We start from the raw sequence: 24,567 nt of genomic DNA on the forward strand, positions 1-24,567 counted from the left end.
GGGGCTACTCTTCCTTTCCGCGCGAAGAAACGGCCTTGGCGATCAAGGCGTTCATGTCGGCCGCACGCTCGGAGGTGCGGTCGTAGATGAAGTGCAGCGTGGGCACTGTGTGGATGTGCAGGCGCTTGAACAGGCCATTGCGCAGGAAGCCTGCAGCCTGGTTCAACGCTTCCTGCGTCGCCTGTGGATCGCCCACGAGCAGGCTGAAGTAGACCTTGGCGTGGGCATAGTCCGGAGTCACCTCCACGCTTTGCAGCGTGACCATGCCCACGCGCGGGTCCTTCAACTCGCGCGCGATCAGCTCTGCCAGATCACGCTGGATCTGGTCAGAGACTTTGAAGCTGCGATTCGGCGCAGCGGACTTGCGTGTTGCCATGGCGAATTACAGCGAGCGCGCGATTTCCTTGATCTCGAACACTTCGAGCACGTCGCCTTCGCGAATGTCGTTGTAGTTCTTGAGCTTGATACCGCACTCGAAGCCTTCCTTGACTTCCTTGACGTCGTCCTTCAGGCGCTTGAGCGATTCGATCTCGCCTGTGTAGATGACCACGTTCTCGCGCAGCAGGCGGAAATGCGCATTGCGCGTGACCTGGCCTTGCGTGATGTACGAGCCGGCCACGGTGCCGATCTTCGAAGCCACGAACACGGTGCGGATCTCGGCCATGCCGATGATCTCTTCCTTGCGCTCGGGAGCCAGCATGCCGGACATGGCCGCCTTCACCTCTTCGACTGCGTCGTAGATGATGTTGTAGTAGCGCAGGTCCACATCGTTGCTCTCGGCCGTCTTGCGAGCCTGGGCATCGGCCCGGACGTTGAAGCCGATGATGATGGCCTTGGAGGCCAGCGCCAGGTTCACGTCGGACTCGCTGATGCCGCCCACGCCCGAGTAGACCAGCTGAACGCGGATCTCGTCGGTCGAGAGCTTGAGCAGCGATGTGCCCAGCGCTTCCTGCGAGCCCTGCATGTCGGCCTTGATGATGATGGGCAGGGTCTGGACCTCGCCTGCACCCATTTCGGCAAACATGTTCTCGAGCTTGGCAGCCTGCTGGCGGGCCAGCTTGGTGTGGCGGAACTTGCCGGCGCGGTAGGTCGCGATTTCGCGGGCACGACGCTCGTCCTGCAGCACCATGAAGTCGTCGCCGGCCTGGGGCACGTCGGACAGACCCTGGATTTCCACCGGGATGGAGGGGCCTGCAGACTTGGTCTGCTTGCCGTCTTCGTCCAGCATGGCGCGCACGCGGCCGTAGGTCTGGCCTGCCAGCACCACGTCGCCCACCTTCAGCGTACCGGACTGCACCAGCACCGTGGCCACAGGGCCGCGGCCCTTGTCCAGCTGGGCTTCGATGACCAGGCCCTTGGCAGCGGCTTCCACGGGAGCGGTCAGCTCCAGCACTTCGGCCTGCAGCAGAACCTGCTCCAACAGTTCGTCGATGCCCTGGCCGGTCTTGGAGGACACGGCGATGAACGGGGACTCGCCGCCGTACTCTTCAGGCACCACCTGCTCGGCCACCAGGCCTTGCTTGACGCGGTCGAGGTTGGCATCGGGCTTGTCGGCCTTGGTGATGGCAACCACGATGGGCACACCAGCCGCCTTCGCGTGCTTGATGGCTTCCTTGGTCTGGGGCATCACGCCGTCGTCGGCCGCGCACACCAGGATGACGATGTCGGTGGCCTGGGCACCACGGGCACGCATGGCCGTGAAGGCCTCGTGGCCCGGGGTATCCAGGAAGGTGACGATGCCGCGGGGCGTCGTCACATGGTAGGCACCGATGTGCTGGGTAATGCCACCGGCTTCGCCCGACGCAACCTTGGTGCGGCGGATGTAGTCCAGCAGCGAGGTCTTGCCGTGGTCCACGTGGCCCATGACGGTGACCACGGGAGCACGCGACTCCTGGGCAGCTTCCTGCTGGGAAACTTCCTCGGCCGTGAAGGCTTCGGGATCGTCCAGCGCGGCGACCTTGGCCGTATGGCCCATTTCCTCGACCACGATCATGGCCGTGTCCTGGTCCAGAGGCTGGTTGATGGTGACCATCTGGCCCATCTTCATCAGCACCTTGATCAGCTCGGACGCCTTGACCGACATCTTGTGGGCCAGCTCGGCCACGGTGATGGTCTCGGGCACGTGCACTTCGATGGCGCGGAATTCCGCTGCCGCGCTCTGGTGCTGACCGTCATGACGGTCATTCCCACGACGGCCGCCACGCGGGCCGCCGCGCCAGTTGGAACGGCCACCCACGCCACCGGAGCTGTCGCCACGGGTCTTGATTTCCTTCTTCTTGCCATCGCCAGCCCAGCTCGAGGAGAGCTTGGCGGACTTGACTTCCTTGCCGGCACCGGCAGGCGCACCCGCACGCGCACCGGCTCCACCGGCGGTCGTGCCAGCGGGCTTGTGCAGCGTGGTCTTCTTGGCATCGCCGGCAGCGGGCGCTGCAGGCTTGGCCACGGGCTTGGGCTCTTCAGGCTTCTTGGCCACGAGCACCTTCTTGGGCGCAGCCATCATGGCGCGAATGGCTTCAGCCTCGGCCAGCGCCTTGCGGCGGCGGTCTTCCAGATCCTTGGCGCGTTCGGCTTCCTCGGCCGCGCGGGCCTTGGACTCTTCCTCGGCCTTGACGCGAGCCGCAACCTGGGCTTCGGCGCGCGCGGCCTGGCCTGCAGCCTGCTCACGCGAAGCTTCCTGCTTCGCGCGGTTGGCCTCGAGGATCTTTGCGGCTTCTGCAGCCGCATAGGCGCTTGCGCGCTCTTCGGCTTCTCGCTCGCGTTGTTGAACTAGTTCGCGCTCTTCGCGCTCACGGCGTTGCTGTGCCAATTCTTCCTCCTCGCGGCCGATCATTTCGGCCTGGCGACGTGCTTCCCCTTCGCGGCGCACCAGATCCTGGGACTCGCGCTCCGATGCCGCGCGCTGCTCCTGGGCAGCGGCAACGACAGCGGGATCGGAGGCGCCCTCGGCGACCTCGTCACGCTTGACGAAGGTGCGCTTCTTGCGCACTTCCACCTGGATGGTGCGGGCGCGGCCCGACGAATCGGCCTGCTTGATCTCGCTTGTGGACCGTTTGGTCAGCGTGATCTTCTTGGCGCCACTTCCGTGGCTGGCCTGCAGATGGCTGAGCAGTTGCTGCTTGTCGCCGTCGGTCAACGCATCCGATGCGTTGTCCTTGGCGACGCCTGCAGCCTTGAGCTGCTGCAGCAACGTGTCAGGGGTCTTGTTGAGCTCTCTTGCAAACTCGGCAACCGTATTACTGGACATATATGCTCTGAACCTCCCTGACCTTACTCTTGCCCTTCGGTGAACCAGTGTTCACGCGCCTTCATGATCAAAGCCTTCGCTTCTTCCTCGGTCTGCCCGGTCAGCTCGGTCAACTCGTCGATGGCCAGATCGGCCAGATCGTCTCGGGTGTGCACATCGGCCTCGGCCAGCTTGTCCACGATCTCCGGAGTCATTCCCTCGAGCGTCAGCAGATCCTGCGACACTTTGCCCACGTTTTCCTCGTGCGCGATTTCCTGCGTCAGCAGTGCATCTTTCGCCCGGGTGCGCAACTCGTTCACCGTCTCTTCGTCGAACGCCTCGATTTCGAGCATTTCCTGCAGCGGCACATAGGCCACTTCTTCCAGGGTCTCGAAACCTTCCTCGATGAGGATGTTGGCGATTTCCTCGTCCACATCGAGCTTTTCCATGAACAGCTGGCGCGCAACAGCGGACTCGTCCGCCTGCTTTTGCGCAGACTCAGCCGCGTCCATGATGTTGATCTTCCAGCCGGTGAGCTCGGAAGCCAGGCGAACATTCTGACCGCCACGGCCGATGGCGATGGCGAGGTTTTCCTCGTCAACCACCACGTCCATGGCATGCTTTTCCTCGTCCACAACGATGGACGACACATTGGCCGGAGCCAGCGCGCCGATCACGAACTGTGCAGGGTCTTCGGACCACAGCACGATGTCCACGCGCTCGCCAGCCAGTTCATTGGTGACGGCGTTGACACGGGTGCCTCGCACGCCGACGCAGGTGCCGATGGGATCGACACGCTTGTCATGGCTGAGCACGGCGATCTTGGCGCGGCTGCCGGAATCGCGAGCGCAGCTCTTGATCTCCAGCAGGCCCTGCTCGATCTCGGGCACTTCGTTGCGGAACAACTCGACCATGAACTCGGGCGCCGAGCGCGACAGGATGATGGGCGCGCCGCGCAGCGTGGCGTCCACTTCCATGATCATGGCCCGCACGCGGTCGCCGTTGCGCAGGTTTTCCTTGGGGATCATCTCGTTGCGGCGCAGGCGTCCTTCGACACGGCCGGCCTCGACGATGATGTCGCCCTTGTCCATGCGCTTGACGGTGCCCGTGAAGATCCGGTCGCCGCGCGACAGGAACTCGTTGAGCAGCATTTCGCGCTCGGCGTCACGGATCTTCTGCAGGATGACCTGCTTGGCCGCCATGGCGCCGATGCGGCCGATGGGCACCGACTCGATCTCTTCCTCGATGTACTCGCCTTCGGAGATACCGGGGACGCGGTCCTGTGCGTCCATCAGCATTTCTTCGGCATCGGGGTTTTGCAGGCCCGCATCATCGGGCACCACCAGCCAGCGGCGGAAGGTGTCGTAGTTACCGCTATCGCGATCGATGGCCACGCGGATGTCCACCTCACCTTGGTACAGCTTCTTGGTGGCCTGGGCCAGGGCCGATTCCACTGCACCGAACACCAGATCGCGCTCCACGTTCTTTTCGCGCGAAATGGCTTCTACCAACATCAACAATTCGCGATTCATGCGACGACTCTCCTATTTCAATCACACAGGAAGGGGATGGCAGTGCCCTTCCTGCCCCAATGATTCGACGTACCCTGCCTGCTCCGATCAGACCGGCTTGGCAGAACGCCCCTTGAAATCCACGATGGGAGCCAGACGCGCCTCGCGCAGCTCCTCCAGAGTGAAGCCCAGCGCCTGCAGGGGCGCGGGAACACGCTTTTTGCTGACCTTCTGGCCAGGCTTGACGGGTGGCTCGTCGCTCCAGACGATCTGCCAGCCACCATCTTCGGCACGCTCCAGCGTGCCGCGGAATTTCTTGCGATTGGCGCTGACCTGCCCTTCAGCGGCGGCGCCGATGGGCTCCTTGAGGGTCAGGTCGATGACTTCACCGACAAAGCGGGTGAAGTCCTGCTCGTGCCGCAGGGGGCGGTCGATACCAGGGGAGGAGACCTCAAGGCGCGTGTAATCTGCGCCATCAACCTCAAGCGCGAACTGCAGCTGGCGCGTGATCTTCTCGCAGTCCTCGACTGTCACGAACTGCTCCGGCACCACCGGCTCACCCTCCACCGGGGGCTGCCAAGGCAAATCAATTGTGACGCGCAACAGCCCGCCCGCCGAGCGTTCTATTTCCACCAGGTCATAGCCCAGACCTGTCACGGTTTGTTCAACGATTTGCTGTAGTGCCACGTGTATTTAAATTCAGTCCTGCAAACACAAAAGACCCGGAACGCCCCTGAAACATTGGCAGCAGCCATGTCCCAACAGCGCCGAGCCCCATGGCAATCCCGAAGGTCGCCCGAAGATCGCCCAAAAAAAAGGGCGGTTGGTACCCGCCCGTTTGGTCGTGAATATGCCATTGTATCCGCAAACGACCTTCAAGCCAAGCCCGCCCCGCACAAAAGCGGGGACAGGACGGGGTGCTCAGGCCCGCCCGCGCACCCTTGGCCCGGCGTCAGACGCCAACGCGCTCCAGCGCCTGCGCCGACTGGAGCCGCCGCAAGAGGGCCTGCGCCTCGGCGGGATCGGCAGGGGCCGCGCCCGGGTCCTGGGCCAGTGACTGCAGCATGCGCGCCACAACCCCCGCCTGGGGCAGCACCGGCCCCAGAAAACGTGCGCGCTCGCCATCGGCCACCAGCAGCGAGGGGAAGGTTTCGATGTCCAGGTCTCCGGCCACGTCCTCGCGATCCTCGACATCAAGCCAGACAAAGCGCATCTGCGGGAACTGGCTTGCCAGTTCCGCAAACGTGCTTCGGTATTGGTTGCAAACGCCGCACCATTGCGCGCACAGGCAAACCACCCACCAGGGGCGGGTGGCGTCGCTGTCGTCCGGCAGCTTGCCGGCCATTGAATCCATGAAAGCCTCTCAGAAACCACGCCCTTCCCGGGCGCGATAAACCTCCATGTTACCGATTTCCGCTGCCTTGTTGCCCCAGGCGTTGCGCACATAGCTGGCCACGGCGGCCACCTGTGCGTCGGACAGCACATGACCGAAAGGCGGCATGCCGTGCGGCTGCGGCTGCTGCCGGGTGGAGGGTGGGTAGCCCCCCTCCAGCAACACCAGCAAGAGGTTGCGCGGCTCGGCCAGGGTCACGGAGGCATTGCCCGCAAGCGCGGGAAACGCGCCCGGCGTTCCCTGGCCCTCGGCACCGTGGCAAACCGCGCATTGCCGCTCATAGATGGCCCGCCCCAAGGCCATTTGCCCGGATGGCACGGGCGCGGCAGCAGGCCTGCTCCTGGGCGGGCCTGCTGCCGCGCCCTGCTCCTGCAGGTAGGAAGCGAGGGCCTGCAGATCCTGCGGCTGCCAGTGCTGTGTGCTGCGCGCCACGACTTCGGCCATGGGGCCCAGCGCCGATCCCGAAGGACCCGAACCCGTCCGCAGCAACTGCACCCAGGCGGACTCCTGGCCTGCGCGCACGCCGGCTTCGCCTGGGTCCAGCAGCGACGGCGCATACCAGGCCTGCCCTGCCACAAAGCCACCGGACATGGCCTGGGACGAGGCACCCATGCCGTTGCGCGGCGCGTGGCACGCCGCGCAGTGCCCCAGGCCCTGGGCAAGATAGGCACCGCGATTCCAGGCAGCCGCCTTCTGCGGCCGGTCCTGCCAATCCTGCGGGGTGAAGAACAGCGCGCGCCAGACAGCCAGCGAGCCCTGCCAGCCATAGGGAAAGTCCAGCGCATGCCGGGGCACCTGCGCGCGCACGGCAGGCAGGCTTTGCAGATAGGCAAACAGCGCGTCCGAGTCGGCGCGCGTCACATGGGTGTAGCTGTCATATGGAAAGGCCGGATACAGCAGGCGCCCTTCCCGTGACCGCCCGTTATGCATTGCACGCCAGAAGTCCTGGGCCGCCCACAGCCCCAGGCCACTTTCCTTGTCAGGCGTGAGATTGCTGGTGTACAGCGTGCCGAACGAGGTGGGCAGGCCCCGCCCGCCCGCATACTCGGCGCCGCCAGCCGCCGTATGGCAGCCTGCGCAGTTGCCCACGCGGGCCAGGTAGGCACCGCGCTCTACCAAGGCGGCCGGCGTTTCGCGCGCGCCTGACCAGCCGCCATGGCCGTAGGCGTGCACGCCCTGCTCGCCCCGCAGGTTGAGCCAGACCAGGAGCGCGCCCAGCAGGGCGATGATCAGCAACGCCAGCCCTGCCACCCTGGCCAGCCGCCGCCGCCCGTGTGTGTTCCCGCTTGCCGCGTTTTCTGCCAGGGTGTTCATGGCTTGCCCTCCTGGACAGCAATGGCGGCTACAGCGCCGCAGCGCAGCGGCATGGGCAGGGCCAGGGCTTCATGTGCGCCCGGCGCTGCCAGTGCGGGGCGTGATGACAGCCAGGCCGTGACGGCTACGACCTCCTGCGCCGTCAGCGCCTTGGCCACCTGGTCCATGCAGTCGGGCGCTGCCGCCTTGCGCTGGCCGGAGCGCCAGGCACCGATCTGGCTGTTCAGATAGTCGCGCGACAGGCCCAGCAGGCCCGGAATATCGTCACCCGCACCCATGAGCCGCTCACCATGGCATGCAGCGCAGGCGGGCAGGCCGCGCTGCGCGTCGCCCCGCAAGACCAGTTGCTCGCCACGGGCGAGTTCAGCGGGCGGCAGTTGTACCGGCACAGGCGGGGCATAGGGAAGCTCCAGGCCTGCGAAGTGCGTGGCGATCTGGCGCAGATAGTCGTCCGACATGAATTCGATCAGCCGGTTCATGGCCGGATAGCTGCGGCGCCCTTGCTGGAAGTTCTTGAGTTGGCGGTACAGATAGCCTGCGGGCTTGCCCGCAATGCGCGGAAAGTAGCCGCTGGGCGTGGCCCGGCCCTCGGGTCCATGGCAGGCCGTGCAGGCCAGCACCCTGGAGGCCATGGAGCCCACATCGGGCAGCGGGGCGCTGACCACGGACGGCGGCAGGTCTGCCATGGGCACGCCCGGTGCTGGCTGCATGGTCTGCGCGGTCTGCGCCATCACCCCGCAGGTTCCACACGCGCCGGCCACCAGCCATGCGCCCAGCAGGGCCCTCCATCCCCTGGAGCCTGGACGCCCCCGCCCAGCCCGCCACCGACTGCCATGTGCCATGTCCGACGCCTCCTGTTCCGTCCTGCCGACGCGCGAATGTAATGAACCCGTCACAAGATGCCAGTCAAGCAGGAAAAGGCCCATCGGTTGAGACCCTGCCATGACCGGGCTATGCTGCCTTCGGGTTTGTCCAGAACATCGCCCGCAAGGGCCGGAGGACGGAAATTCATGGATTACAAGGACTACTACCGCATCCTGGCCGTGGACAGGCAGGCCAGTGCCGATGACATCAAGAAGGCCTACCGCAAGCTGGCGCGCAAGTACCACCCCGATGTCAGCAAGGAGGCGGACGCCTCCGAGCGCATGGCCGAAGTCAACGAAGCCAATGCCGTGCTGTCGGACCCCGAAAAGCGCGCAGCCTATGACGCCCTGGCCGATGCGCCGCGCCGCAGCGGGCCCGGCGCCGGCGGCTTCCAGCCACCGCCCGGCTGGGAAGGGCAGGACTTTCACTTTCGCAGCAGCGACGGCGCCATGCCGGAGGGCGACGCGGACTTCAGCGAGTTCTTCTCACAGATGTTCGGCCAGGGCGCGCGTGCCCGCCATGCGGGCGGAGGCGGCCAGCATCGCTCCCCGCCTGACCTGCGCGGGCAGGACCAGCACGCCAGCATCGAGCTGGACCTGCTGGACAGCTACCAGGGCGCGCAGCGCAGCCTGCACCTGCGCACCACGGTGCTGGATGAGGACGGACACCCCGTGGCGCGCGACAAGGAATTGCAGGTCAGCATTCCCAAGGGCGTGCGCGAGGGCCAGATGATCCGCCTGGCCGGCCAGGGCGGCCCGGGCCTGGGCAACGGCCCGGCAGGCGATCTGCTGCTGGAAGTGCACCTGCGCCACGACCCGCGCTGGTGGGCCGAGGGCAAGGATGTCTACCAGCCCGTGTCCCTGGCCCCCTGGGAAGCCGCACTGGGCGGCCCGGTCCGCGTGGCCACCATTGCCGGTGAATTCGAGGTCAGCGTGCCCGCAGGCAGCCGCGCTGGCCGCAAGCTGCGCATCAAGGGCAAGGGCTTGCCCGCCGCCACGCCGGGCGACCTGTACCTGGTGCTGGGCATCGCCCTGCCCGAGCCCCAGACCGACGCCCAGCGCCAGGCCTATGCGGCACTGGCCCAGGCCTTTCCCTCGTTCGATGCCCGCCAGCACGCAGCGGGCCAAGGAGCCACGCGATGAGCACGCCGCTGTACCCCTTCTACGAACCCGCAGAACTGCTGGGCGAAGGCGCTCTGGACCTGCAGGATCTGGCCCGCCACTGCCAGCGCAACACCGCCTGGGTGGTGGAGCGTGTGCAGACCGGCGTGCTGTACTGCGAAAACGAGCCGTCCGGCGAAGCGGCCGCGCCACAGGCGCAGTGGCGCTTCAGCAGCCAGACCCTGGTGCGCGCGCGCCGCATAGCCCATCTGGAGCACAGCTTCGATGCCGACCCTCAGCTGGCCGCGCTGACGGCGGACCTGATCGAGGAAGTGCAGATGCTGCGCCGCAAGCTACAGGCACTGCAGCATTGAGAACGCCGCCTCAAAAGCAAAAGCCCTCGCAAGAGGGCTTTTGCTTTCAGAACGCGGCCGCAGCAGGCGCGCATGCGGCCCGCCGTGCTCAGCGGTGACGCTTGCCGGGGTTCTTCTTGGTGTGGGTGTGGGCGCCACGGGCGCGGCTCACGCGCTGGCCACGGCCGGGCGTCGGCAGGGTGACGCCGTTGGGCAGGGGAGGCTGGGGAGTGAACTTGCGGTCGGCTTCGGTAACGATCTTGTTGCCCATGGCATTTCCTTCTTCAAAAAAATGAGAACGCGCAATTAGGCCATAGACCTGCATGACCGCGCACAAAAAAACACATGGCCTGCTCTGGCATAGGGAAAGTTCCAGCGTTGCGCGGCCCGCACAGCACCGGCGCAGGCAGCGCCGGCCTACACTGCGGCCCGGTTTTCTGTCCTAAAGTAGGAGCACGCTGCCAAGCGCGCAAGACCCTGGCATGCACGTCTGCCTGAACACGGAGTTCCGCACCATGTCACCCCGCCACCCCAATACAGAGTCAACCACCCCATCCACTTCCCGCCCCGCCTGGGTGCTGCCCACGGCCGGCCTGGCAGGGCTTGCCGTAGGCGCCGCCGCAGCAGCGTTGCTGTGGAAGGGCCTGCGCAACCCACCCATCCCCCCTACCGTGGAGCCGGTGCGCGGCTGGGACATCCAGCGCTACATGGGCCGCTGGTATGAAGTGGCCCGCATCGACCACAGTTTCGAAAAAGGCCTGGAGCGCACCCAGGCCGAGTACACACCGCTTCCCGACGGCACGGTGCACGTGCTGAACCGGGGCTACGACGCCCGCCACCGGCGCTGGAAATCCTCCGAGGGCAAGGCCCGCACGGTGCACGGCCCGGACGTTGCGGCGCTCAAGGTCTCGTTCTTCGGCCCGTTCTACGGCGGCTACAACGTGGTGGCTCTTGATGCCGAGTACCGCTGGGCCATGGTGGTGGGATCGGACCTGCGCTATTTCTGGATTCTTTCGCGCACGCCCGAACTGGCCGACGGCGTGGCGGCACGCCTGCTGGCACAGGCCCGGCTGCTGGGCGTGCCCGTGGACAAGGTCCAGTGGATCCTGCAGGACGGGGTCAATCCCACGGGCAGCTGGTAGCGCGGTCAGGCAACTGCCTCAGAATCCCTCGGGCATGCCGTCGCCCGAGAAGCCGGCGGCCTCCACCAGCCGCTGCGTGTACGCCTGGCGCGGCGCGCCCAGCACCTGGGCGACGGGGCCGGATTCGACGATGGCGCCATCCTTCATGACCACCACGTCATGGGCCATGGCGCGGATCACGTCCACGTCATGCGTGATCAGCAGATAGGCCAGGCCCCGCTCGCGCTGCAGCCGCTGCAGCAGGCCCAGCACCTGCTGCTGAATGGTCACATCCAGCGCGCTGGTGGGCTCGTCGAGCACCAGCACCTCGGGCTCCAGCACCAGGGCGCGTGCAATGGCGATGCGCTGGCGCTGGCCTCCCGAGAATTCGTGGGGATAGCGGTCAAGCAGGCCGGGAAACTGTTCCTGCGTCAGGCCCACGGCCGACAGCATCTCCACGATGCGGTCGCGTTGCTGCGGCGCCGTCAGCGACGGCGCATGCACGCGCAGGCCTTCGCCAACGATCTGCTCCAGCGTCAGCCGGGGCGACAGCGATGAATACGGGTCCTGGAACACCACCTGCACCTTGCGCCGCAGCGCACGGTTGGCGGGCGAGTTGCGCGTGGCTGGCTGCTGCCAGGCATGGCCGGCAATGCGCAGCCGGCCTTCATGGGGCAGCAGCCCCAGCACGGCCTGGGCCAGCGTGGACTTGCCCGATCCCGATTCACCGACCACACCCACGGTGCGCCCGGGCAACAGCGCCAGGTCTGCGGACTGCACGGCGACGAAGCGCCCCTGGCCGAACCATCCGCGCATGCCTGCCAGCGGCACCGGATAGCTGACCTTGAGGCCCTGTGCCTGCACCAGCGGCTCGCCAGCCGTGGCCTGGGCGCCTGCCTCCACCTCGATCAGGTCGCGGCGCGGCACGCTGGCCAGCAGCTTGCGCGTATAGGCATGGCGCGGAGCCGCCATGACCGCCGACACCCCACCCTGCTCCACCAGTTGCCCGCGCTCCATCACCGCCACGCGGTCGGCAAAGCGCCGCACCAGGTGCAGGTCGTGCGTGATCATCAGCACGGCCATGCCGGTCTGGCGCTGCAGGTCATCGAGCAACTGCAGGATCTGGCCGCGCAGCGTGACATCGAGTGCCGTCGTCGGCTCGTCGGCCAGGAGCAGGCGCGGGCTGCTGGCCAGCGCCATGGCGATCATGGCGCGCTGGCGCTGCCCGCCACTGAGCTGGTGGGGAAAGGCCCGGGCGCGGCGCACAGGCTCGGCAATGCCGGTGGTCGCCAGCAATTCGGTGGCCTGGACCAGGGATTGCGCTCGCGTCAGCCCCTGCTTGAGGCGAAGCACCTCGCCCACCTGCTCGCCCACGGTCATCAGCGGGTTGAGCGCCGTCATGGGCTCCTGGAAAATCATGGCCACGTCGCCGCCGCGCACGGCGCGCATCTCGCGCTCGGGCAGGCGCAGCAGGTCGCGGCCGTCGAACAGGGCCTGGCCGCCCAGCTGAGCGTCTCCAGCCAGCCGCAGCAGCGACAGCGCGGTGATGGTCTTGCCCGAGCCGGACTCGCCCACCAGCGCCAGCTTCTCGCCTGCCGCCAGGTCGAAGCTCACGCCGTGCACCACATCCTTGCTGCCGAAGCGCACGCGCAGGTTGCGCACGGACAGCAATGTCCGGCCACGGCCCGGGGGCGAAGGCAGCTCCACTGCCGGCTGCTCTGCGTTCATGCGGCATCCTTTGCATCGACACCGGGGGCGGCATCGCTGGCAGCGGCCTTGCGCGGGTCCAGCGCATCGCGCAGCGCATCGCCCATGAAGGTCAGCAGCAGCAGCGTCACCACCAGCACGGCAAAGGTGGACAGCGAGATCCACCAGGCATCGATGCTGTTCTTGCCCTGGTTCAGCAGCTCACCCAGGCTGGGGGTGTCAGGCGGCACGCCCAGCCCCAGGAAGTCCAGCGAGGTCAGGGCCAGGATGGCCGCACTCATGCGAAACGGCAAAAAGGTCACCACGGGCGTCATGCTGTTGGGCAGCAGATGGCGCCAGATCAGCGCGCCATTGCCCACGCCCAGCGCCCGAGCCGACTTCACATAGTCCAGCTGGCGGTTGCGCAGGAACTCGGCACGCACGTAGTCCGACAGGCCCATCCAGCCGAACAGCGACAGCAGCACCAGCAGCAGCGAGACGCTGGGCGCCAGCACCGCGCTGAAGATGATCAGCAGATACAGCTCGGGCATGGAGCCCCAGATCTCGATGAAGCGCTGGAATGCCAGATCCGTCCTGCCGCCGAAAAAACCCTGGACGGCCCCCGTCACCACGCCCAGCACCACGCCTGACGCCGTCAGCGCCAGCGCAAACAGCACGCTGACGCGAAACCCGTAGATCAGCTGGGCCAGCAGATCGCGCCCCCGGTCATCGGTACCCAGCAGGTTGTCGCGCGAGGGCGGCGCCGGATTGGGCGAGGTCGCGAAGTAGTTCAGCGCCTGTGGCCCATAGGGATTGAGTGTATACAGCGCCCAGTTGTCGCCCTGGCTCAGGCGGTCGCGGATGAAGGGGTCCAGGTAGTCGGTGGCCGTCTCGAAGTCGCCGCCGAAAGTCTTCTCGGAATAATCGTTCCACAGCGGCCAGTAGGTCTGGCCTTCGTAGCGCACCACCAGGGGCCGGTCGTTGCTGATGAGCTCGGCGCCCAGGCTCAGCACCACCATCACGCAAAAAGCGATCAGGCTCCAATACCCCAGCCGATTGCGCCTGAACCGCATCCAGGCCCGCCGCGCCGGCGACACTGCCACCACAGCCAGCGGTACAGGCGCTGCCCCGGGCAGCCCTGCGCCTGGAGCGGCAAGGGAGTGCATCTCAGTTTCCATGTTGCTGCATCACAGTGGCGCGACCGCCCAAAGTCAGGGACACCAGGCAAGGGCCTGCGCCAGCCGCCAATGGCCCGAACGTTCCCCCCGCAAAGCAGGAGGGGGAGACGGCGCAGCCGTTCAGGGGGTGCTCAATCAAACCGTACACGCGGATCCACCCACACATAACAAAGGTCACTGACCAGCTTGGTCACCAGGCCGATCAGCGTGAACAGATACAGCGTGCCCAGCACCACGGGATAGTCGCGCCGAATCACGCTGTCATAGCTGAGCAGGCCCAGGCCGTCCAGCGAGAACAGCGTCTCTATCAGCAGCGAGCCCGTGAAGAAGGCCCCGATGAAGGCGGCCGGAAATCCGGTGACGATGGGGATCAGCGCATTGCGCAGCACGTGGCGGTAGAGCACCTGCCGCTCGGACAGGCCCTTGGCACGCGCAGTCAGCACGTACTGCTTGCGAATCTCCTCCAGGAAGGCATTCTTGGTCAGCATGGCCGTGATGGCGAAGCTGCCCGCCACCATGGCCGTCACCGGCAGCGCGATATGCCAGAGATAGTCCACGATGCGCGCGCCCCAGGACAGCTCGTCCCAGTTGGAGGAAGTCAGCCCGCGCAGCGGAAACCACTGCAACTGGCCGCCAAAGATCACCAACAGCGCCACGCCCAGCACGAAACCCGGAATCGCATAGCCGACCAGGATCAGCAGCGTGGTGGCGAAGTCGAACCGCGAGCCGGCCCGCACGGCCTTGGCAATGCCCAGCGGCACGGCAACGAGGTAGCTGATGAAAAAGGTCCACAGTCCCAGGCTGGCCGAGACCGGCAGCTTCTCCTTGATCAGCTGCCAGACATCCTTGTTCTGAAAGAAACTGCGCCCCAGGTCGAACCGCGCGAACTGCCCGAGCATCTGGAAGAAGCGCTCATGGGCCGGCTTGTCAAAGCCGTAGAGGGCCTTGATCTGCTCTATGCGCTGGGGGTCCACCCCCTGGTTGCCACGGTAGGCCAGGCCACCGCCCTCACCGCCACGGCCCACGCTGGCCTTGGCCTCGGCCAGATACTGCTCGACCGGGCCACCGGGCACGAACTGCACGACCACGAAGGTCAGCAGCAGTACGCCCAGCAGGGTCGGCACCATCAGCAGCAAGCGTTTGAATATGTAGGCCCACATAAGAAGTCTTGCATTATGTCCATTGCAGGGAGGGGCCCCGGCCGGGGGACGCCCTCATCATGCAACGGATCGCAACGACACAGCCGCAACGCCGGCTCATGGAGGCGGCGCGGTCAGCACCGGCATGCGGGCCCACCAGGTGTCCATGGCCCAGCTCTCGCCCTTCGCATAGGCCGGAACCACGGCCGGTCGCACCAGGCGCCAGGAGTCGTAGACCATGCGGTGCGTGCCCGCGCTCCACTGCGGAATCAGGTAGTGGCCGTGCGTGATGATGCGTTCGAGTGCGTGGCAGGCAGGCAACAGTTGGGCCTCTGTCTTGGCCTCGGTCATGCGGCGGATCATGGCGTCGACCGCCGGGTTCTTCACGCCGGGGAAATTGCCGGAACCCTCGGTTGCCGCCGCCTGGCTGCCGAACAGGTCGGCGAATTCCTGGCCTGGATTGTTCGTGCCCTGGTAGGCGATGGAGATGATGTCGTAGTCGAACTTCTCCACGCGCTGCTGGTACAGCGCAAAGTCCGCCGAGCGAAAGCGCAGCCGGATGCCCAGCTTTTCCAGATTGCGTATCCAGGGCGAGACCTGGCGTATGCCCGACTCGCTGCTGTCCAGGTACTCCAGCTCCATGGCCTGGCCCCGCGCGTTGCGCAGCACGCCATCCTGAATGGTCCAGCCGGCATCGGCCAGCAATTGCCGCGCCTGGCGCAGATTTCCGCGCAACGAGCTGTCGCCATCGGTGCGCGGCGGCTCGGCCATGGGGCCGAAGGCCTCCGGCGGAATGCTCTTGCGCAAGGGCTCCATCAGCGCCAGCTCCTCGGGCGAGGGCTCGCCATGGGTCTCGCAGGCCGTGTTGCCGAACAGCCCGCGCACGCGCTGGTAGGAACCGTAGAACATCTGCCGGTTCATCCACTCGTAGTCCATGGCCAGGCCCAGGGCGCGGCGCACCCGGACGTCCTGCAGCACAGGCCGGCGCACGTTGAGCACATAGCTCTGGAATCCCGATGGCAGCTTGTTGCTGAACTCGCCCTTGACCAGCTCGCCCCGGTCGAAACGCTTGCCGTACAGGCGACGCGCCCAGTCACCAGCGCTGTAAAAGCGCATGAGGTCGAACTCCCCGGCCTTCAGCGCCTCCAGCCTCGCCGTGTTGTCGCGGTAGATCTTGACGGAGATGCGATCGAAATTGGCCGTGCCCACGCGCACAGGCAGGTCGCGGCCCCAGTAGTCCGGGTCACGCACATAGGTGATGTCCTTGCCGAATCGCACGGGACCTATCTTGTAGGGCCCGCTGCCGATGGGCGTGTCCGTCACCACCTGGTCGAAGGGCTTGGCCTTGCCGTTTTCCACACCCCAGTCGCGGCTGAACACTGGAATGGCTCCCACGGTCAGCGGCAATTCCCGGTTCGGCTGCTTGAAGCGAAAGCGCACGGTGCGCTCGTCCAGCACATCGACGCCCGCCACATCGAAGAACAGCGTTCTGTAGCCGGGCAGTGCATGCGGGCCCACCAGCGTGTCATAGCTGAACTTGACATCGGCGGCCAGCACGGGCTTTCCGTTGTGAAAGCGTGCCTGGGGCCGCAACCGGAATGTGGCGGACAGGCCGTCGGCCGCGGCCTGCACATCCTCGGCCAGCAATCCGTAGCCGGTGGCGGTCTCGTCCAGCGAGGGCCACAGCAAGGTGTCGAACATCAGCTCCGCCAGATAGGCGGGCGACGACCCCTTGATGGTGAACGGGTTGTATTTGTCAAAGGTGGAGATGCGCAGATTGCTCACCAGGCGCAGCTCGCCGCCCTTGGGAGCCTTGGCGTTGACATAGTCGAAATGGCTGAAGCCCTCGGCATAGCGGGGCTCGCCCCACAGGGCATAGGCATGCGAGCCCCAGGCCGGCACACACGCCGAGGCCAGCAGCAGCGAAGAAATCATCCAATGGCGCATGCGACAATTCTGCACCACGCAGCCAGCCCTTCCGCTGGCAAACGCTGACGCGGGCCCCGGCCGTCGCCGCCAGCTGGTGCGCACTTCCACTCACTTTCTCTGGAGAACAACAATGGGCTTTCTCGCCGGTAAAAAACTGCTGATCACGGGCGTTCTGTCCAACCGCTCCATCGCCTACGGCATCGCCAAGGCCTGCCATGCACAGGGCGCGGAGCTGGCCTTCAGCTATGTGGGCGAGCGCTTCAAGGACCGCATCACCGAGTTCGCCGCCGAATTCGACTCCAAGCTGATCTTTGACTGCGACGTGGCAGACGATGCCCAGATCGACAAGCTGTTCGCCGACCTGGGCGCGACCTGGGGCAAGTTCGACGGCTTCGTGCACAGCATCGGCTTTGCGCCGCGCGAGGCCATCGCCGGCAACTTCCTGGACGGCCTGTCGCGCGAAGGCTTCAAGATCGCGCACGACATCAGCGCCTACAGCTTCCCCGCGATGGCCAAGGCGGCCCTGCCCTACCTCAACGACAAGTCCTCGCTGCTGACCCTGTCGTACCTGGGCGCCCTGCGCTCCATCCCCAACTACAACACCATGGGCCTGGCCAAGGCATCGCTGGAAGCCTCGGTGCGCTACCTGGCCGAGGCCGTGGGCCGCACGGCAGACGGCCGCGCCATCCGCGCCAACGGCATCTCGGCCGGCCCCATCAAGACCCTGGCCGCCTCGGGCATCAAGGACTTCGGCAAGCTGCTGGGCCGCGTGGCCGATGCATCGCCGCTGCGCCGCAACGTGACCATCGAGGACGTGGGCAATGTGGCCGCCTTCCTGCTGTCGGACCTCGCCTCGGGCGTGACGGCCGAGATCACCTACGTGGACGGTGGCTTCAGCCAGACCGCAGGCCTGTCGGCCGACCAGGTCTAAGTCACCGCCAGACTGCGACCCGCCCCGCAGGCATTGCCGCCTGCGGGGCTTTTTTTCGCCTGGAATCCAGGCATCCGCATCCTGCCGATGCACGAAAGGAAATACACATCGGATTGCATACGGTCATTTTTGCTTTGAATGAGAATGATTCTCATGAATAATACAATTCTCAGATCAATATCAAAGAACCTCTGAAAACCTCGGAGCCAGCAGATATGCAAGCAACCTCTGACCTCAGTCTGCCCTCTCCCGTCCCGGCACCCTCCGAAGCATCCTTGAATCAATGGGAACAGCTGGCGCGCCGCGCCCATGGGCATTTCCATGCAGGCCAGATCGAAAGCGCGCTCGCCATGCAGATGAAGGCCCTGCATGTGGCGCAGCGCCTCATCGCCGGCCCGCTGCTGGCGGAACACGCCGATCACTGCATGGCCGCCTGGGTGGTCTCCCACCACAACCTGGCCGAGTTGCTGGCATTGCGCCAGCAGCCCGCACTGGCCATCGAATACCTGTGCGAGGCGCACCAGGGCCTGCTGGCCCTCGGTGATGCGCGCCACCATGCGGCCGCCGTGTGCAGCGCCGCCTGGCGCCATATGCGCGAAACCCATTCAGCCCTGCTGCAGTGGCAGCGCCAGCACGGCGGCCAGCCCCGCATCGATGCGGCGCTTCAGGCCTCGGCCCGCGTCTTCGACTGCACAGCCACCGCCCTGCCACCCCGGCTGGCGCATTGATTGCAGCCGCACAGACATCGCAACGCACCGATTTTTTCCCCGTAGTCCCTGAAAGAAACCACATGAGCAACTACACCCTGCCTCCCCTGAACTACGCCTACGACGCGCTGGAGCCCCATATCGATGCGCAGACCATGGAGATCCACTACACCAAGCACCATCAGGCCTATGTGAACAACCTGAATGCCGCGCTCAAGGACACGCCGCACGGCAGCCAGCCCGTGGAGCAGTTGATCGCCGACCTGTCCCTGCTGCCCGAAGGCGTTCGCGGTGCCGTGCGCAACAACGGCGGCGGGCACGCCAACCACAGCCTGTTCTGGACCGTGATGGCCCCGGTGGACCAGGGCGGCGGCGGTGCTCCCTCGGGCGAACTGGCACAGGCCATTGACCGTGAACTGGGCGGCTTCGATGCCTTCAAGGCCGCCTTCACCCAGGCCGCGCTCACGCGCTTTGGCAGCGGCTGGGCCTGGCTGGTGGTGGGCAAGGACGGCAAGCTGGCCGTGGAAAGCAGCGGCAACCAGGACAGCCCGCTGATGGCAGGCATCGGCTCCGGCGCCACCCCCATCCTGGGCCTGGACGTGTGGGAACACGCCTACTACCTCAAGTACCAGAACCGCCGCCCTGAATACATCGCGGCGTTCTACAACGTAGTCAACTGGGCCGAAGTGGCCCGCCGCTACGCCGCCGCACGCGGCTGAACGGTCCGCAACGCCAACCTCTGACCTCGACCAGCATGGATCTGCCACAACGCTTCCGCTCCAAGACCAGCGTACGGTCCAACATCCGCCTGTGGATAGGCTTGGCCATCATGATGGCCGGCGCCTGGGCGCTCACCAGCCAGTTCTGGGCCTACGCCCAGAACCATCCGGTGGTCTTCCAGGCCCTGGCCGGAGGCTCGGCCGCCGCGCTGGCGACCGCACTGGGCACCGTGCCCGTGATGCTGTCCCAGCGCCTGTCCGAGCGCACGCAGGACACCCTGTTCGGCTTTGGCGCCGGGGTCATGCTGGCCGCATGCGCCTTCTCGCTGATCCTGCCTGGACTGGAGGCCGTGCGCACCCAGGAACTGTTCGGTGGCGGCAGCTGGGCGGCTGGCGGGGTCATAGGTTCGGCCATCCTGATGGGCGGTGCCGCCCTCATGCTCATGGACAGGCTCCTGCCCCATGAGCACTTCATCAAGGGCCGCGAAGGCCTGGACCCGCAAGGCGCGCGCAAGCTGCAGCGCACCTGGCTGTTCGTCTTCGCCATCACCTTGCACAACCTGCCCGAAGGCCTGGCCATCGGCGTGGGCTATGCGGGCAACGACGGATTGCGCGCCAATGCGCTGGCCACGGGCATTGCCATACAGGATGTGCCCGAAGGCCTGGTGGTGGCCGTGGCCCTGCTGGCCGCAGGCTACAAGCGCAGCTTTGCCGTGTTGCTGGGCATGGCCTCCGGCCTGGTGGAGCCCGTGGGCGCCGTGCTGGGGGCAGCCATCGTGAGCGGCTCGGCAGCCATGCTGCCCTGGGGACTGGGCTTTGCAGCGGGCGCCATGCTGTTCGTGATCAGCCACGAGATCATTCCCGAGTCGCACCGCAAGGGCCATGAAGCCTTTGCCACGGGCGGCCTCATGCTGGGCTTTGTGCTGATGATGGTGCTGGACACCGCCCTGGGCTGAGCCAGCGCACCGCGCACGCCTGGCTCAGGGCAGCAAAAGCCCCAGTTCCCGCGCCGCCGCCAGCACATGGCGGGCGTGGCGCTCTTCATAGCGGTGAGCTGGCATGGTCAGTGTCAGCGCCGCTGCCAATTCCCCATCGCGCTTGAACACAGGGGCAGAAATCCCGGCGATCTCGCGGTGCCTGTCTCCCACCATGGCGCAGTAGCCATCGGCACGCACACGGGCCAGTTGTGTGCGGCTGCCGCCGCGCGATGCGGCGTACAGCTCGGTGTCAAACGCTGACAGCACACGCCCGCCTGCGCCCTGGCCCAGCGGCAGCAGATCACCAGTGCGCGCATGGTCACGCACGGGATGGGGCGAATCCACTCGGTACATGCACAGCCGGTCCTGGCCCTGGCGCACGTGGTAGGCCGCACTTTCGCCCGTGGCCTGCACCAGGGTGCGCAGCACGGGCATGACCACGCTGTCCAGCGAGAAATGCCGGGCATAGACGGTGTTCAGCCGCGCCACGGCCGGGCCCACGGCGTAGCGGCCGTCATCCATGCGCAGCACCCAGCCGCCATGCTCCAGCGAGGCCAGCAGCCGCAGCACGGTGCTCTTGTACAGGCGCGTGCGCTCCGACAACTGGGCCAGCGTCAGCCCGTCGTCGCCGTCGCGAAACGCTGCCAGCAGGCTCAAGGCCCTGTCCACGGCCGCCACGCCGCCCGGCGCGGCGTTCTCGTCGGCCACCGATTCCGTCACTGATTTGCGAGGCATAAAAAGGCACCCAAGGGAAAACCCCAGGCACGCAGGCTTGACGATGGCGCGTGCAGCAGGGAATATTTCAATAGAGAGAATACAGTTCTATCTATTAGAACCACACAGAACCCCGATGTCAACAGGTGAATCCGCCACCATCGACACCCACCACCGGATGCAACTGCCCATGTCCTCCCACCGTTTTGACGTACTCATCAGCGAAGTCGGCCCGCGCGATGGCCTGCAGTCCGTGGCCTCCACCATGTCCACGGCGCACAAGCATGCCTGGATCGCCGCGCTGGCCCATGCAGGCCTGCAGGAGATCGAAGTCGGCTCCTTCGTCTCGCCCAAGCTGCTGCCGCAGATGGCCGACGCGGCCGAGGTGGTCGCCCAGGCCATCACCCTGCCGGGCGTCACCGTGATGGCCCTGGCCCCCAATCTGCGGGGCGCCGAGGCCGCGCTGCGCGCCGGCGCCCACAAGGTCACGCTGCCCGTCTCGGCCAGCCCCGCGCACTCCATGGCCAATGTGCGCAAGACGCCCATGCAGATGGTGGACGAGGTGCGGGCGATTGCCGCGCTGCGCGACGAGATCGCGCCGCAGGCCCTGATCGAGGCGGGCATCTCCACGGCATTCGGCTGCACCCTGCAGGGCCTGGTGCCGGAGGACGAAGTGATTGCACTGGCCCTGGCCTGCGCGGCGGCGGGCGCCGATGAATCGGGCCTGTCCGACACCACGGGCATGGCCAACCCGGCCCAGGTGCGGCGCCTGTTCACACGGCTGCGCGCCGAGCTGGGCGAACATGCAGGCGCGGCCCACATGCACAATACGCGCGGCCTGGGCCTGGCCAACTGCCTGGCCGCCTACGAGGCCGGCGTGCGCACCTTCGATGCCTCGCTGGCCGGCCTGGGCGGCTGCCCGTATGCGCCCGGCGCCTCGGGCAACGTGGTCACCGAAGACCTGGTCTTCATGTTCGAGGCCATGGGCATTAGCACCGGCGTGGACATCGATCGCCTGATCGCCGCCCGCCAGCCCCTGGCCGCAGGCCTGCCCGGCGAGGAACTGCACGGCATGACGCCGCTGGCCGGCCTGCCCAAGGGCTTTGTGCCCCGCATCTACGCACCGGCCTGAGCCGCAGCGACAACCCACATATTCATTCACCGTTTTTCCATGAGCCAACCCACTACCCCCGACACGGCCGCAGGCCAGACCGCGCCACTGCCCTACGCAGGCATCCGCGTGGTCGAGTTCACCCACATGGTCATGGGCCCGTCCTGCGGCATGATGCTGGCCGATCTGGGCGCCGAAGTCATCAAGATCGAGCCCGTGGGCCACGGCCGCGACGGCGATGCCACGCGCAAGCTGCTGGGCTCGGGCTCGGGCTTTTTCCCGCTGTTCAACCGCAACAAGAAAAGCCTGACGCTGGACCTGCAGACCGAGGAAGGCAAGCAGGCCGCGCTGCGCCTGATCGCCACGGCCGACGTGGTCTGCGAGAACTTCAAGCCCGGCACCATGCGCAAGCTGGGCCTGGACTACGACAGCCTCAAGGACCGCTTCGAGCGCCTCATCTACGTGAGCCACAAGGGCTTTCTGCCCGGCCCCTACGAGCACCGCACGGCGCTGGACGAAGTGGTGCAGATGATGGGCGGCCTGGCCTACATGACGGGCCGCCCCGGCGACCCGCTGCGCGCCGGTGCCAGCGTCAACGACATCATGGGCGGCATGTTCGGCGCCATGGGCGCGATGGCTGCCCTGGCCCAGCGCGAGAAGACCGGGCGCGGCCAGGAAGTGCAAAGCGCGCTGTTCGAGAACAACATCTTCCTGGTCGCCCAGCACATGATGCAGTTCGCCGTCACCGGCAAGCCGGCCGCGCCCATGCCGGCACGCATCTCGGCCTGGGCCATCTACGACGTGTTCGAAGTCCGGGACGGCGAGCAGATCTTCCTGGCCGTGGTCAGCGATGGCGCCTGGCGCCTGTTCTGCGACGCCTTCGGCCTGGGCGAGCTGCGCGACGATCCGCGCCTTGGCAGCAACAACGACCGCGTGCTGGCGCGCAGCTGGCTGATGCCGCTGCTGCGCGAGAAGATGGCCCCGCACAGCGCCGCCCACATTGCGGAGATCTTCGAGAAGAACGGCCTGCCCTTCGCGCCCATCGCACGCCCGCAGGACCTGCTGGAAGACCCGCACCTGAACGCCACGGGCGCGCTGGCTCCCATCACCCTGCCCGATGGCCGCGAGACCAAGACCGTGCTGCTGCCCTTCACGCTGGACGGCAAGCGCCTGGACGTGCGCCTGTCGCCCCCGCGTCTGGGAGAGCACAGCCTGGAGATCCTCACCGCCCTGGGCTACAGCAGCGAGCAGGCCCTGGCCCTGGCCCGGGGCGACACCACCGACAGCAACGCCAAGGCTTCCCACTGAAGCCAGGCTGAGCCACTGAAGGCGCCGCCGTCCACCCGGCGCGCGGCGCCCCTGCAACCTTGCACCCCATCCACCCCACACCGGACGACGCTTGCCGCGCGCCCGGCGGGGAGGCCTTTTCCCAAAAATTCCCGGAGACAACACCATGCCTGCCATCCACCGAAACCCGACCGCCCGAAACCGGACACAGACACAGACCCAGGCCCGCCCTTGTTCCGCCCCGCGCCGCCAGTTGCTGCTGTGCGCCCTGCCTGCATTGGCTGCCGTCCTGCTCCCGCTGGCGGCCCAGGCCCAGCCTGACCACTGGCCCTCACGCGCCGTGCGCATGGTCGTGCCCTACACGCCGGGCGGCGGCACGGACGCGGTCGCGCGCCAGATCAGCGAGCGCGTGGGCACGCTGAACAAATGGACCGTGGTCGTGGACAACAAGCCCGGCGCGGGCGGCAACATCGGCCTGGACGCAGTGGCCAAGTCCGCGCCGGATGGCTATACCTTCGGCATGGGCCAGACCGCCAACCTCGCCATCAACCCCGCCCTGCTGCCCAGCATGCCCTTCAACCCGCGCACCGACCTGATCCCCGTGGCCCTGGTCGCTGCCCAGCCCACGGTGCTGGTCGTGCCGCAGGACTCGCCATGGAAGTCGGTGCAGGACCTGGTCAAGGCCGCCAAGGCCGACCCGGGCGGCATCCGCCAGGGCCTGGCATCGACGGGCACGGTAGGCCACCTGGCCGGCGAGATGCTGGCCTTCAAGGCCGGCATCCAGGTGCTCAACGTGCCCTACAAGGGCGCAGCGCCGGCCGTGACCGACCTGCTGGGCAAGCAGACGCACTACATGTTCGGCACGCCCCAGGCCGTCTATCCGCTGCTCAAGGGCGGCAAGCTGCGCGCCCTGGCCGTGACCTCGGCCAAGCGCCTGCCCATCCTGCCCGAGGTGCCCACCGTGGCCGAGTCGGGCTATGCAGGCTTCGAGGCCGTGGACTGGAAGCTCATCGTCGCGCCCAAGGGCACGCCGGCTGCCATCGTGCAGAAGATGAACACCGCCGTGAACGCGGCCCTGCAGCAGCCCGCCGTGCAGCAGCAACTGCAGGCCGAGGGCAGCACGGCCCTGGGCGGCAGCATCCAGGATGCGGCCCAATACCTGCTCAAGGAACAGACGGACTGGGCCGCGCTGATCCGCGACGCAAAGATACGCCTGGAGTGACCACGGAATAACAACGCCGCAGCGGCGCAATGAAAAAGGCGCGGAGCCCCTTTCGGGACCCGCGCCTTTTTTTTATGGGCCGTCAGCC

Annotated in this window: 23 protein-coding genes; 10 read left to right on the forward strand and 13 right to left on the reverse strand. The window is 66.6% G+C overall.

Going from position 1 to position 24,567, the window contains the following annotated elements; all coding sequences use genetic code 11:
• Positions 1-4 precede the first annotated feature (4 nt).
• The 7 genes from rbfA to A4F85_RS10315 all read right to left on the reverse strand — a co-directional run bounded on the left by rbfA (position 5) and on the right by A4F85_RS10315 (position 8,283).
• Positions 5-376 carry a 30S ribosome-binding factor RbfA gene (rbfA, locus tag A4F85_RS10285; RefSeq protein ID WP_012204835.1) on the reverse strand — a complete coding sequence of 124 codons (372 nt, stop codon included), beginning with the start codon at positions 374-376 and terminating at the stop codon, positions 5-7.
• A 6-nt stretch (positions 377-382) separates the two neighbouring features.
• The gene (gene infB / locus A4F85_RS10290) at positions 383-3,244 is read right to left on the reverse strand and encodes a translation initiation factor IF-2 (protein WP_013803037.1); all 2,862 of its coding nucleotides are present in this window, start codon (positions 3,242-3,244) and stop codon (positions 383-385) included.
• A 23-nt stretch (positions 3,245-3,267) separates the two neighbouring features.
• The gene (gene nusA / locus A4F85_RS10295) at positions 3,268-4,755 is read right to left on the reverse strand and encodes a transcription termination factor NusA (protein ID WP_012204833.1); all 1,488 of its coding nucleotides are present in this window, start codon (positions 4,753-4,755) and stop codon (positions 3,268-3,270) included.
• An 87-nt stretch (positions 4,756-4,842) separates the two neighbouring features.
• The gene (rimP, locus tag A4F85_RS10300) at positions 4,843-5,421 is read right to left on the reverse strand and encodes a ribosome maturation factor RimP (protein ID WP_034392158.1); all 579 of its coding nucleotides are present in this window, start codon (positions 5,419-5,421) and stop codon (positions 4,843-4,845) included.
• A 265-nt stretch (positions 5,422-5,686) separates the two neighbouring features.
• Positions 5,687-6,088 carry a thioredoxin family protein gene (locus A4F85_RS10305; RefSeq protein ID WP_013803038.1) on the reverse strand — a complete coding sequence of 134 codons (402 nt, stop codon included), beginning with the start codon at positions 6,086-6,088 and terminating at the stop codon, positions 5,687-5,689.
• A gap of 9 nt (positions 6,089-6,097) precedes the next feature.
• The gene (locus tag A4F85_RS10310; protein WP_063326525.1) at positions 6,098-7,441 is read right to left on the reverse strand and encodes a c-type cytochrome; all 1,344 of its coding nucleotides are present in this window, start codon (positions 7,439-7,441) and stop codon (positions 6,098-6,100) included.
• Positions 7,438-8,283 (reverse strand): c-type cytochrome, encoded by an 846-nt coding sequence (locus tag A4F85_RS10315; RefSeq protein WP_063326526.1) that lies wholly within the window; start codon positions 8,281-8,283, stop codon positions 7,438-7,440. Before A4F85_RS10315 ends, A4F85_RS10310 begins: the two co-directional genes overlap by 4 nt.
• Positions 8,284-8,451: 168 nt before the next feature.
• On the opposite strand from A4F85_RS10315, the gene A4F85_RS10320 reads away from it, so the two are divergent.
• Both A4F85_RS10320 and A4F85_RS10325 read left to right on the forward strand, forming a co-directional pair.
• Entirely contained in the window at positions 8,452-9,447 is a 996-nt protein-coding gene (locus A4F85_RS10320; RefSeq protein WP_063326527.1) for a DnaJ C-terminal domain-containing protein, read from the forward strand.
• Positions 9,444-9,779: a chaperone modulator CbpM gene (locus tag A4F85_RS10325; RefSeq protein WP_043823548.1), complete on the forward strand. Its 336-nt coding sequence runs from the start codon at positions 9,444-9,446 to the stop codon at positions 9,777-9,779. Before A4F85_RS10320 ends, A4F85_RS10325 begins: the two co-directional genes overlap by 4 nt.
• Positions 9,780-9,867: 88 nt before the next feature.
• Here the strand turns inward: A4F85_RS10325 and A4F85_RS30870 are convergent, their stop codons facing one another.
• The gene (locus A4F85_RS30870; RefSeq protein WP_012204826.1) at positions 9,868-10,029 is read right to left on the reverse strand and encodes a hypothetical protein; all 162 of its coding nucleotides are present in this window, start codon (positions 10,027-10,029) and stop codon (positions 9,868-9,870) included.
• Positions 10,030-10,273: 244 nt separating this feature from the next.
• On the opposite strand from A4F85_RS30870, the gene A4F85_RS10330 reads away from it, so the two are divergent.
• Positions 10,274-10,900 (forward strand): lipocalin family protein, encoded by a 627-nt coding sequence (locus tag A4F85_RS10330; RefSeq protein ID WP_043823579.1) that lies wholly within the window; start codon positions 10,274-10,276, stop codon positions 10,898-10,900.
• A gap of 18 nt (positions 10,901-10,918) precedes the next feature.
• On the opposite strand, the gene A4F85_RS10335 is transcribed toward A4F85_RS10330, so the two are convergent.
• From A4F85_RS10335 to A4F85_RS10350, 4 genes are all read right to left on the reverse strand, one after another.
• Entirely contained in the window at positions 10,919-12,607 is a 1,689-nt protein-coding gene (locus tag A4F85_RS10335; protein WP_063326528.1) for an ABC transporter ATP-binding protein, read from the reverse strand.
• Positions 12,604-13,731 (reverse strand): ABC transporter permease, encoded by a 1,128-nt coding sequence (locus tag A4F85_RS10340; protein ID WP_231890520.1) that lies wholly within the window; start codon positions 13,729-13,731, stop codon positions 12,604-12,606. The genes A4F85_RS10335 and A4F85_RS10340 overlap by 4 nt, the downstream gene beginning before the upstream one ends.
• Before the next feature lie 143 nt (positions 13,732-13,874).
• On the reverse strand, positions 13,875-14,903 hold the full coding sequence (locus A4F85_RS10345; protein WP_013803046.1) for a microcin C ABC transporter permease YejB: 1,029 nt from the start codon (positions 14,901-14,903) through the stop codon (positions 13,875-13,877).
• 96 nt (positions 14,904-14,999) lie between these two features.
• The gene (locus tag A4F85_RS10350) at positions 15,000-16,829 is read right to left on the reverse strand and encodes an extracellular solute-binding protein (protein ID WP_043796336.1); all 1,830 of its coding nucleotides are present in this window, start codon (positions 16,827-16,829) and stop codon (positions 15,000-15,002) included.
• Between the two features lie 112 nt (positions 16,830-16,941).
• Here A4F85_RS10350 and fabI point away from each other — a divergent pair, with 112 nt between their 5' ends.
• The 4 genes from fabI to A4F85_RS10370 all read left to right on the forward strand — a co-directional run bounded on the left by fabI (position 16,942) and on the right by A4F85_RS10370 (position 20,124).
• Positions 16,942-17,742 (forward strand): enoyl-ACP reductase FabI, encoded by an 801-nt coding sequence (gene fabI / locus A4F85_RS10355; RefSeq protein ID WP_012204820.1) that lies wholly within the window; start codon positions 16,942-16,944, stop codon positions 17,740-17,742.
• A 275-nt stretch (positions 17,743-18,017) separates the two neighbouring features.
• Entirely contained in the window at positions 18,018-18,470 is a 453-nt protein-coding gene (locus A4F85_RS10360; RefSeq protein ID WP_231890521.1) for a hypothetical protein, read from the forward strand.
• Positions 18,471-18,532: 62 nt separating this feature from the next.
• Complete coding sequence (locus A4F85_RS10365; protein ID WP_012204818.1) at positions 18,533-19,168, forward strand: superoxide dismutase; 636 nt, start codon at positions 18,533-18,535, stop codon at positions 19,166-19,168.
• A 35-nt stretch (positions 19,169-19,203) separates the two neighbouring features.
• The gene (locus tag A4F85_RS10370) at positions 19,204-20,124 is read left to right on the forward strand and encodes a ZIP family metal transporter (RefSeq protein ID WP_012204817.1); all 921 of its coding nucleotides are present in this window, start codon (positions 19,204-19,206) and stop codon (positions 20,122-20,124) included.
• 24 nt (positions 20,125-20,148) lie between these two features.
• On the opposite strand, the gene A4F85_RS10375 is transcribed toward A4F85_RS10370, so the two are convergent.
• Positions 20,149-20,880 carry an IclR family transcriptional regulator gene (locus tag A4F85_RS10375; RefSeq protein ID WP_063326530.1) on the reverse strand — a complete coding sequence of 244 codons (732 nt, stop codon included), beginning with the start codon at positions 20,878-20,880 and terminating at the stop codon, positions 20,149-20,151.
• Positions 20,881-21,037: 157 nt separating this feature from the next.
• On the opposite strand from A4F85_RS10375, the gene A4F85_RS10380 reads away from it, so the two are divergent.
• The 3 genes from A4F85_RS10380 to A4F85_RS10390 all read left to right on the forward strand — a co-directional run bounded on the left by A4F85_RS10380 (position 21,038) and on the right by A4F85_RS10390 (position 24,479).
• Positions 21,038-21,991, forward strand: coding sequence for a hydroxymethylglutaryl-CoA lyase (locus tag A4F85_RS10380; RefSeq protein WP_063326531.1), 954 nt, complete (start codon positions 21,038-21,040; stop codon positions 21,989-21,991).
• Positions 21,992-22,030: 39 nt separating this feature from the next.
• Complete coding sequence (locus tag A4F85_RS10385; RefSeq protein WP_063326532.1) at positions 22,031-23,278, forward strand: CaiB/BaiF CoA transferase family protein; 1,248 nt, start codon at positions 22,031-22,033, stop codon at positions 23,276-23,278.
• Positions 23,279-23,423: 145 nt separating this feature from the next.
• The gene (locus A4F85_RS10390; RefSeq protein WP_063326533.1) at positions 23,424-24,479 is read left to right on the forward strand and encodes a Bug family tripartite tricarboxylate transporter substrate binding protein; all 1,056 of its coding nucleotides are present in this window, start codon (positions 23,424-23,426) and stop codon (positions 24,477-24,479) included.
• The last annotated feature ends 88 nt before the right edge of the window (positions 24,480-24,567 follow it).

Origin of the sequence: Delftia sp. GW456-R20, from assembly GCF_001622915.1 — a bacterium.
In the GTDB taxonomy this organism is placed as follows: Bacteria; Pseudomonadota; Gammaproteobacteria; order Burkholderiales; family Burkholderiaceae_C; genus Comamonas; species Comamonas acidovorans.

Excerpts from the sequence above, each read along its gene's own strand:
- rbfA (WP_012204835.1), bottom strand. The coding sequence starts at position 376 with ATGGCAACACGCAAGTCCGCTGCGCCGAATCGCAGCTTCAAAGTCTCT.
- infB (WP_013803037.1), bottom strand. The coding sequence starts at position 3,244 with ATGTCCAGTAATACGGTTGCCGAGTTTGCAAGAGAGCTCAACAAGACC.
- nusA (WP_012204833.1), bottom strand. The coding sequence starts at position 4,755 with ATGAATCGCGAATTGTTGATGTTGGTAGAAGCCATTTCGCGCGAAAAG.
- A4F85_RS10305 (WP_013803038.1), bottom strand. The coding sequence starts at position 6,088 with ATGGATTCAATGGCCGGCAAGCTGCCGGACGACAGCGACGCCACCCGC.
- A4F85_RS10310 (WP_063326525.1), bottom strand. The coding sequence starts at position 7,441 with ATGAACACCCTGGCAGAAAACGCGGCAAGCGGGAACACACACGGGCGG.
- A4F85_RS10315 (WP_063326526.1), bottom strand. The coding sequence starts at position 8,283 with ATGGCACATGGCAGTCGGTGGCGGGCTGGGCGGGGGCGTCCAGGCTCC.
- A4F85_RS10320 (WP_063326527.1), top strand. The coding sequence starts at position 8,452 with ATGGATTACAAGGACTACTACCGCATCCTGGCCGTGGACAGGCAGGCC.
- A4F85_RS10325 (WP_043823548.1), top strand. The coding sequence starts at position 9,444 with ATGAGCACGCCGCTGTACCCCTTCTACGAACCCGCAGAACTGCTGGGC.
- A4F85_RS30870 (WP_012204826.1), bottom strand. The coding sequence starts at position 10,029 with ATGGGCAACAAGATCGTTACCGAAGCCGACCGCAAGTTCACTCCCCAG.
- A4F85_RS10330 (WP_043823579.1), top strand. The coding sequence starts at position 10,274 with ATGTCACCCCGCCACCCCAATACAGAGTCAACCACCCCATCCACTTCC.
- A4F85_RS10335 (WP_063326528.1), bottom strand. The coding sequence starts at position 12,607 with ATGAACGCAGAGCAGCCGGCAGTGGAGCTGCCTTCGCCCCCGGGCCGT.
- A4F85_RS10340 (WP_231890520.1), bottom strand. The coding sequence starts at position 13,731 with ATGCACTCCCTTGCCGCTCCAGGCGCAGGGCTGCCCGGGGCAGCGCCT.
- A4F85_RS10345 (WP_013803046.1), bottom strand. The coding sequence starts at position 14,903 with ATGTGGGCCTACATATTCAAACGCTTGCTGCTGATGGTGCCGACCCTG.
- A4F85_RS10350 (WP_043796336.1), bottom strand. The coding sequence starts at position 16,829 with ATGCGCCATTGGATGATTTCTTCGCTGCTGCTGGCCTCGGCGTGTGTG.
- fabI (WP_012204820.1), top strand. The coding sequence starts at position 16,942 with ATGGGCTTTCTCGCCGGTAAAAAACTGCTGATCACGGGCGTTCTGTCC.
- A4F85_RS10365 (WP_012204818.1), top strand. The coding sequence starts at position 18,533 with ATGAGCAACTACACCCTGCCTCCCCTGAACTACGCCTACGACGCGCTG.
- A4F85_RS10370 (WP_012204817.1), top strand. The coding sequence starts at position 19,204 with ATGGATCTGCCACAACGCTTCCGCTCCAAGACCAGCGTACGGTCCAAC.
- A4F85_RS10375 (WP_063326530.1), bottom strand. The coding sequence starts at position 20,880 with ATGCCTCGCAAATCAGTGACGGAATCGGTGGCCGACGAGAACGCCGCG.
- A4F85_RS10380 (WP_063326531.1), top strand. The coding sequence starts at position 21,038 with ATGCAACTGCCCATGTCCTCCCACCGTTTTGACGTACTCATCAGCGAA.
- A4F85_RS10385 (WP_063326532.1), top strand. The coding sequence starts at position 22,031 with ATGAGCCAACCCACTACCCCCGACACGGCCGCAGGCCAGACCGCGCCA.
- A4F85_RS10390 (WP_063326533.1), top strand. The coding sequence starts at position 23,424 with ATGCCTGCCATCCACCGAAACCCGACCGCCCGAAACCGGACACAGACA.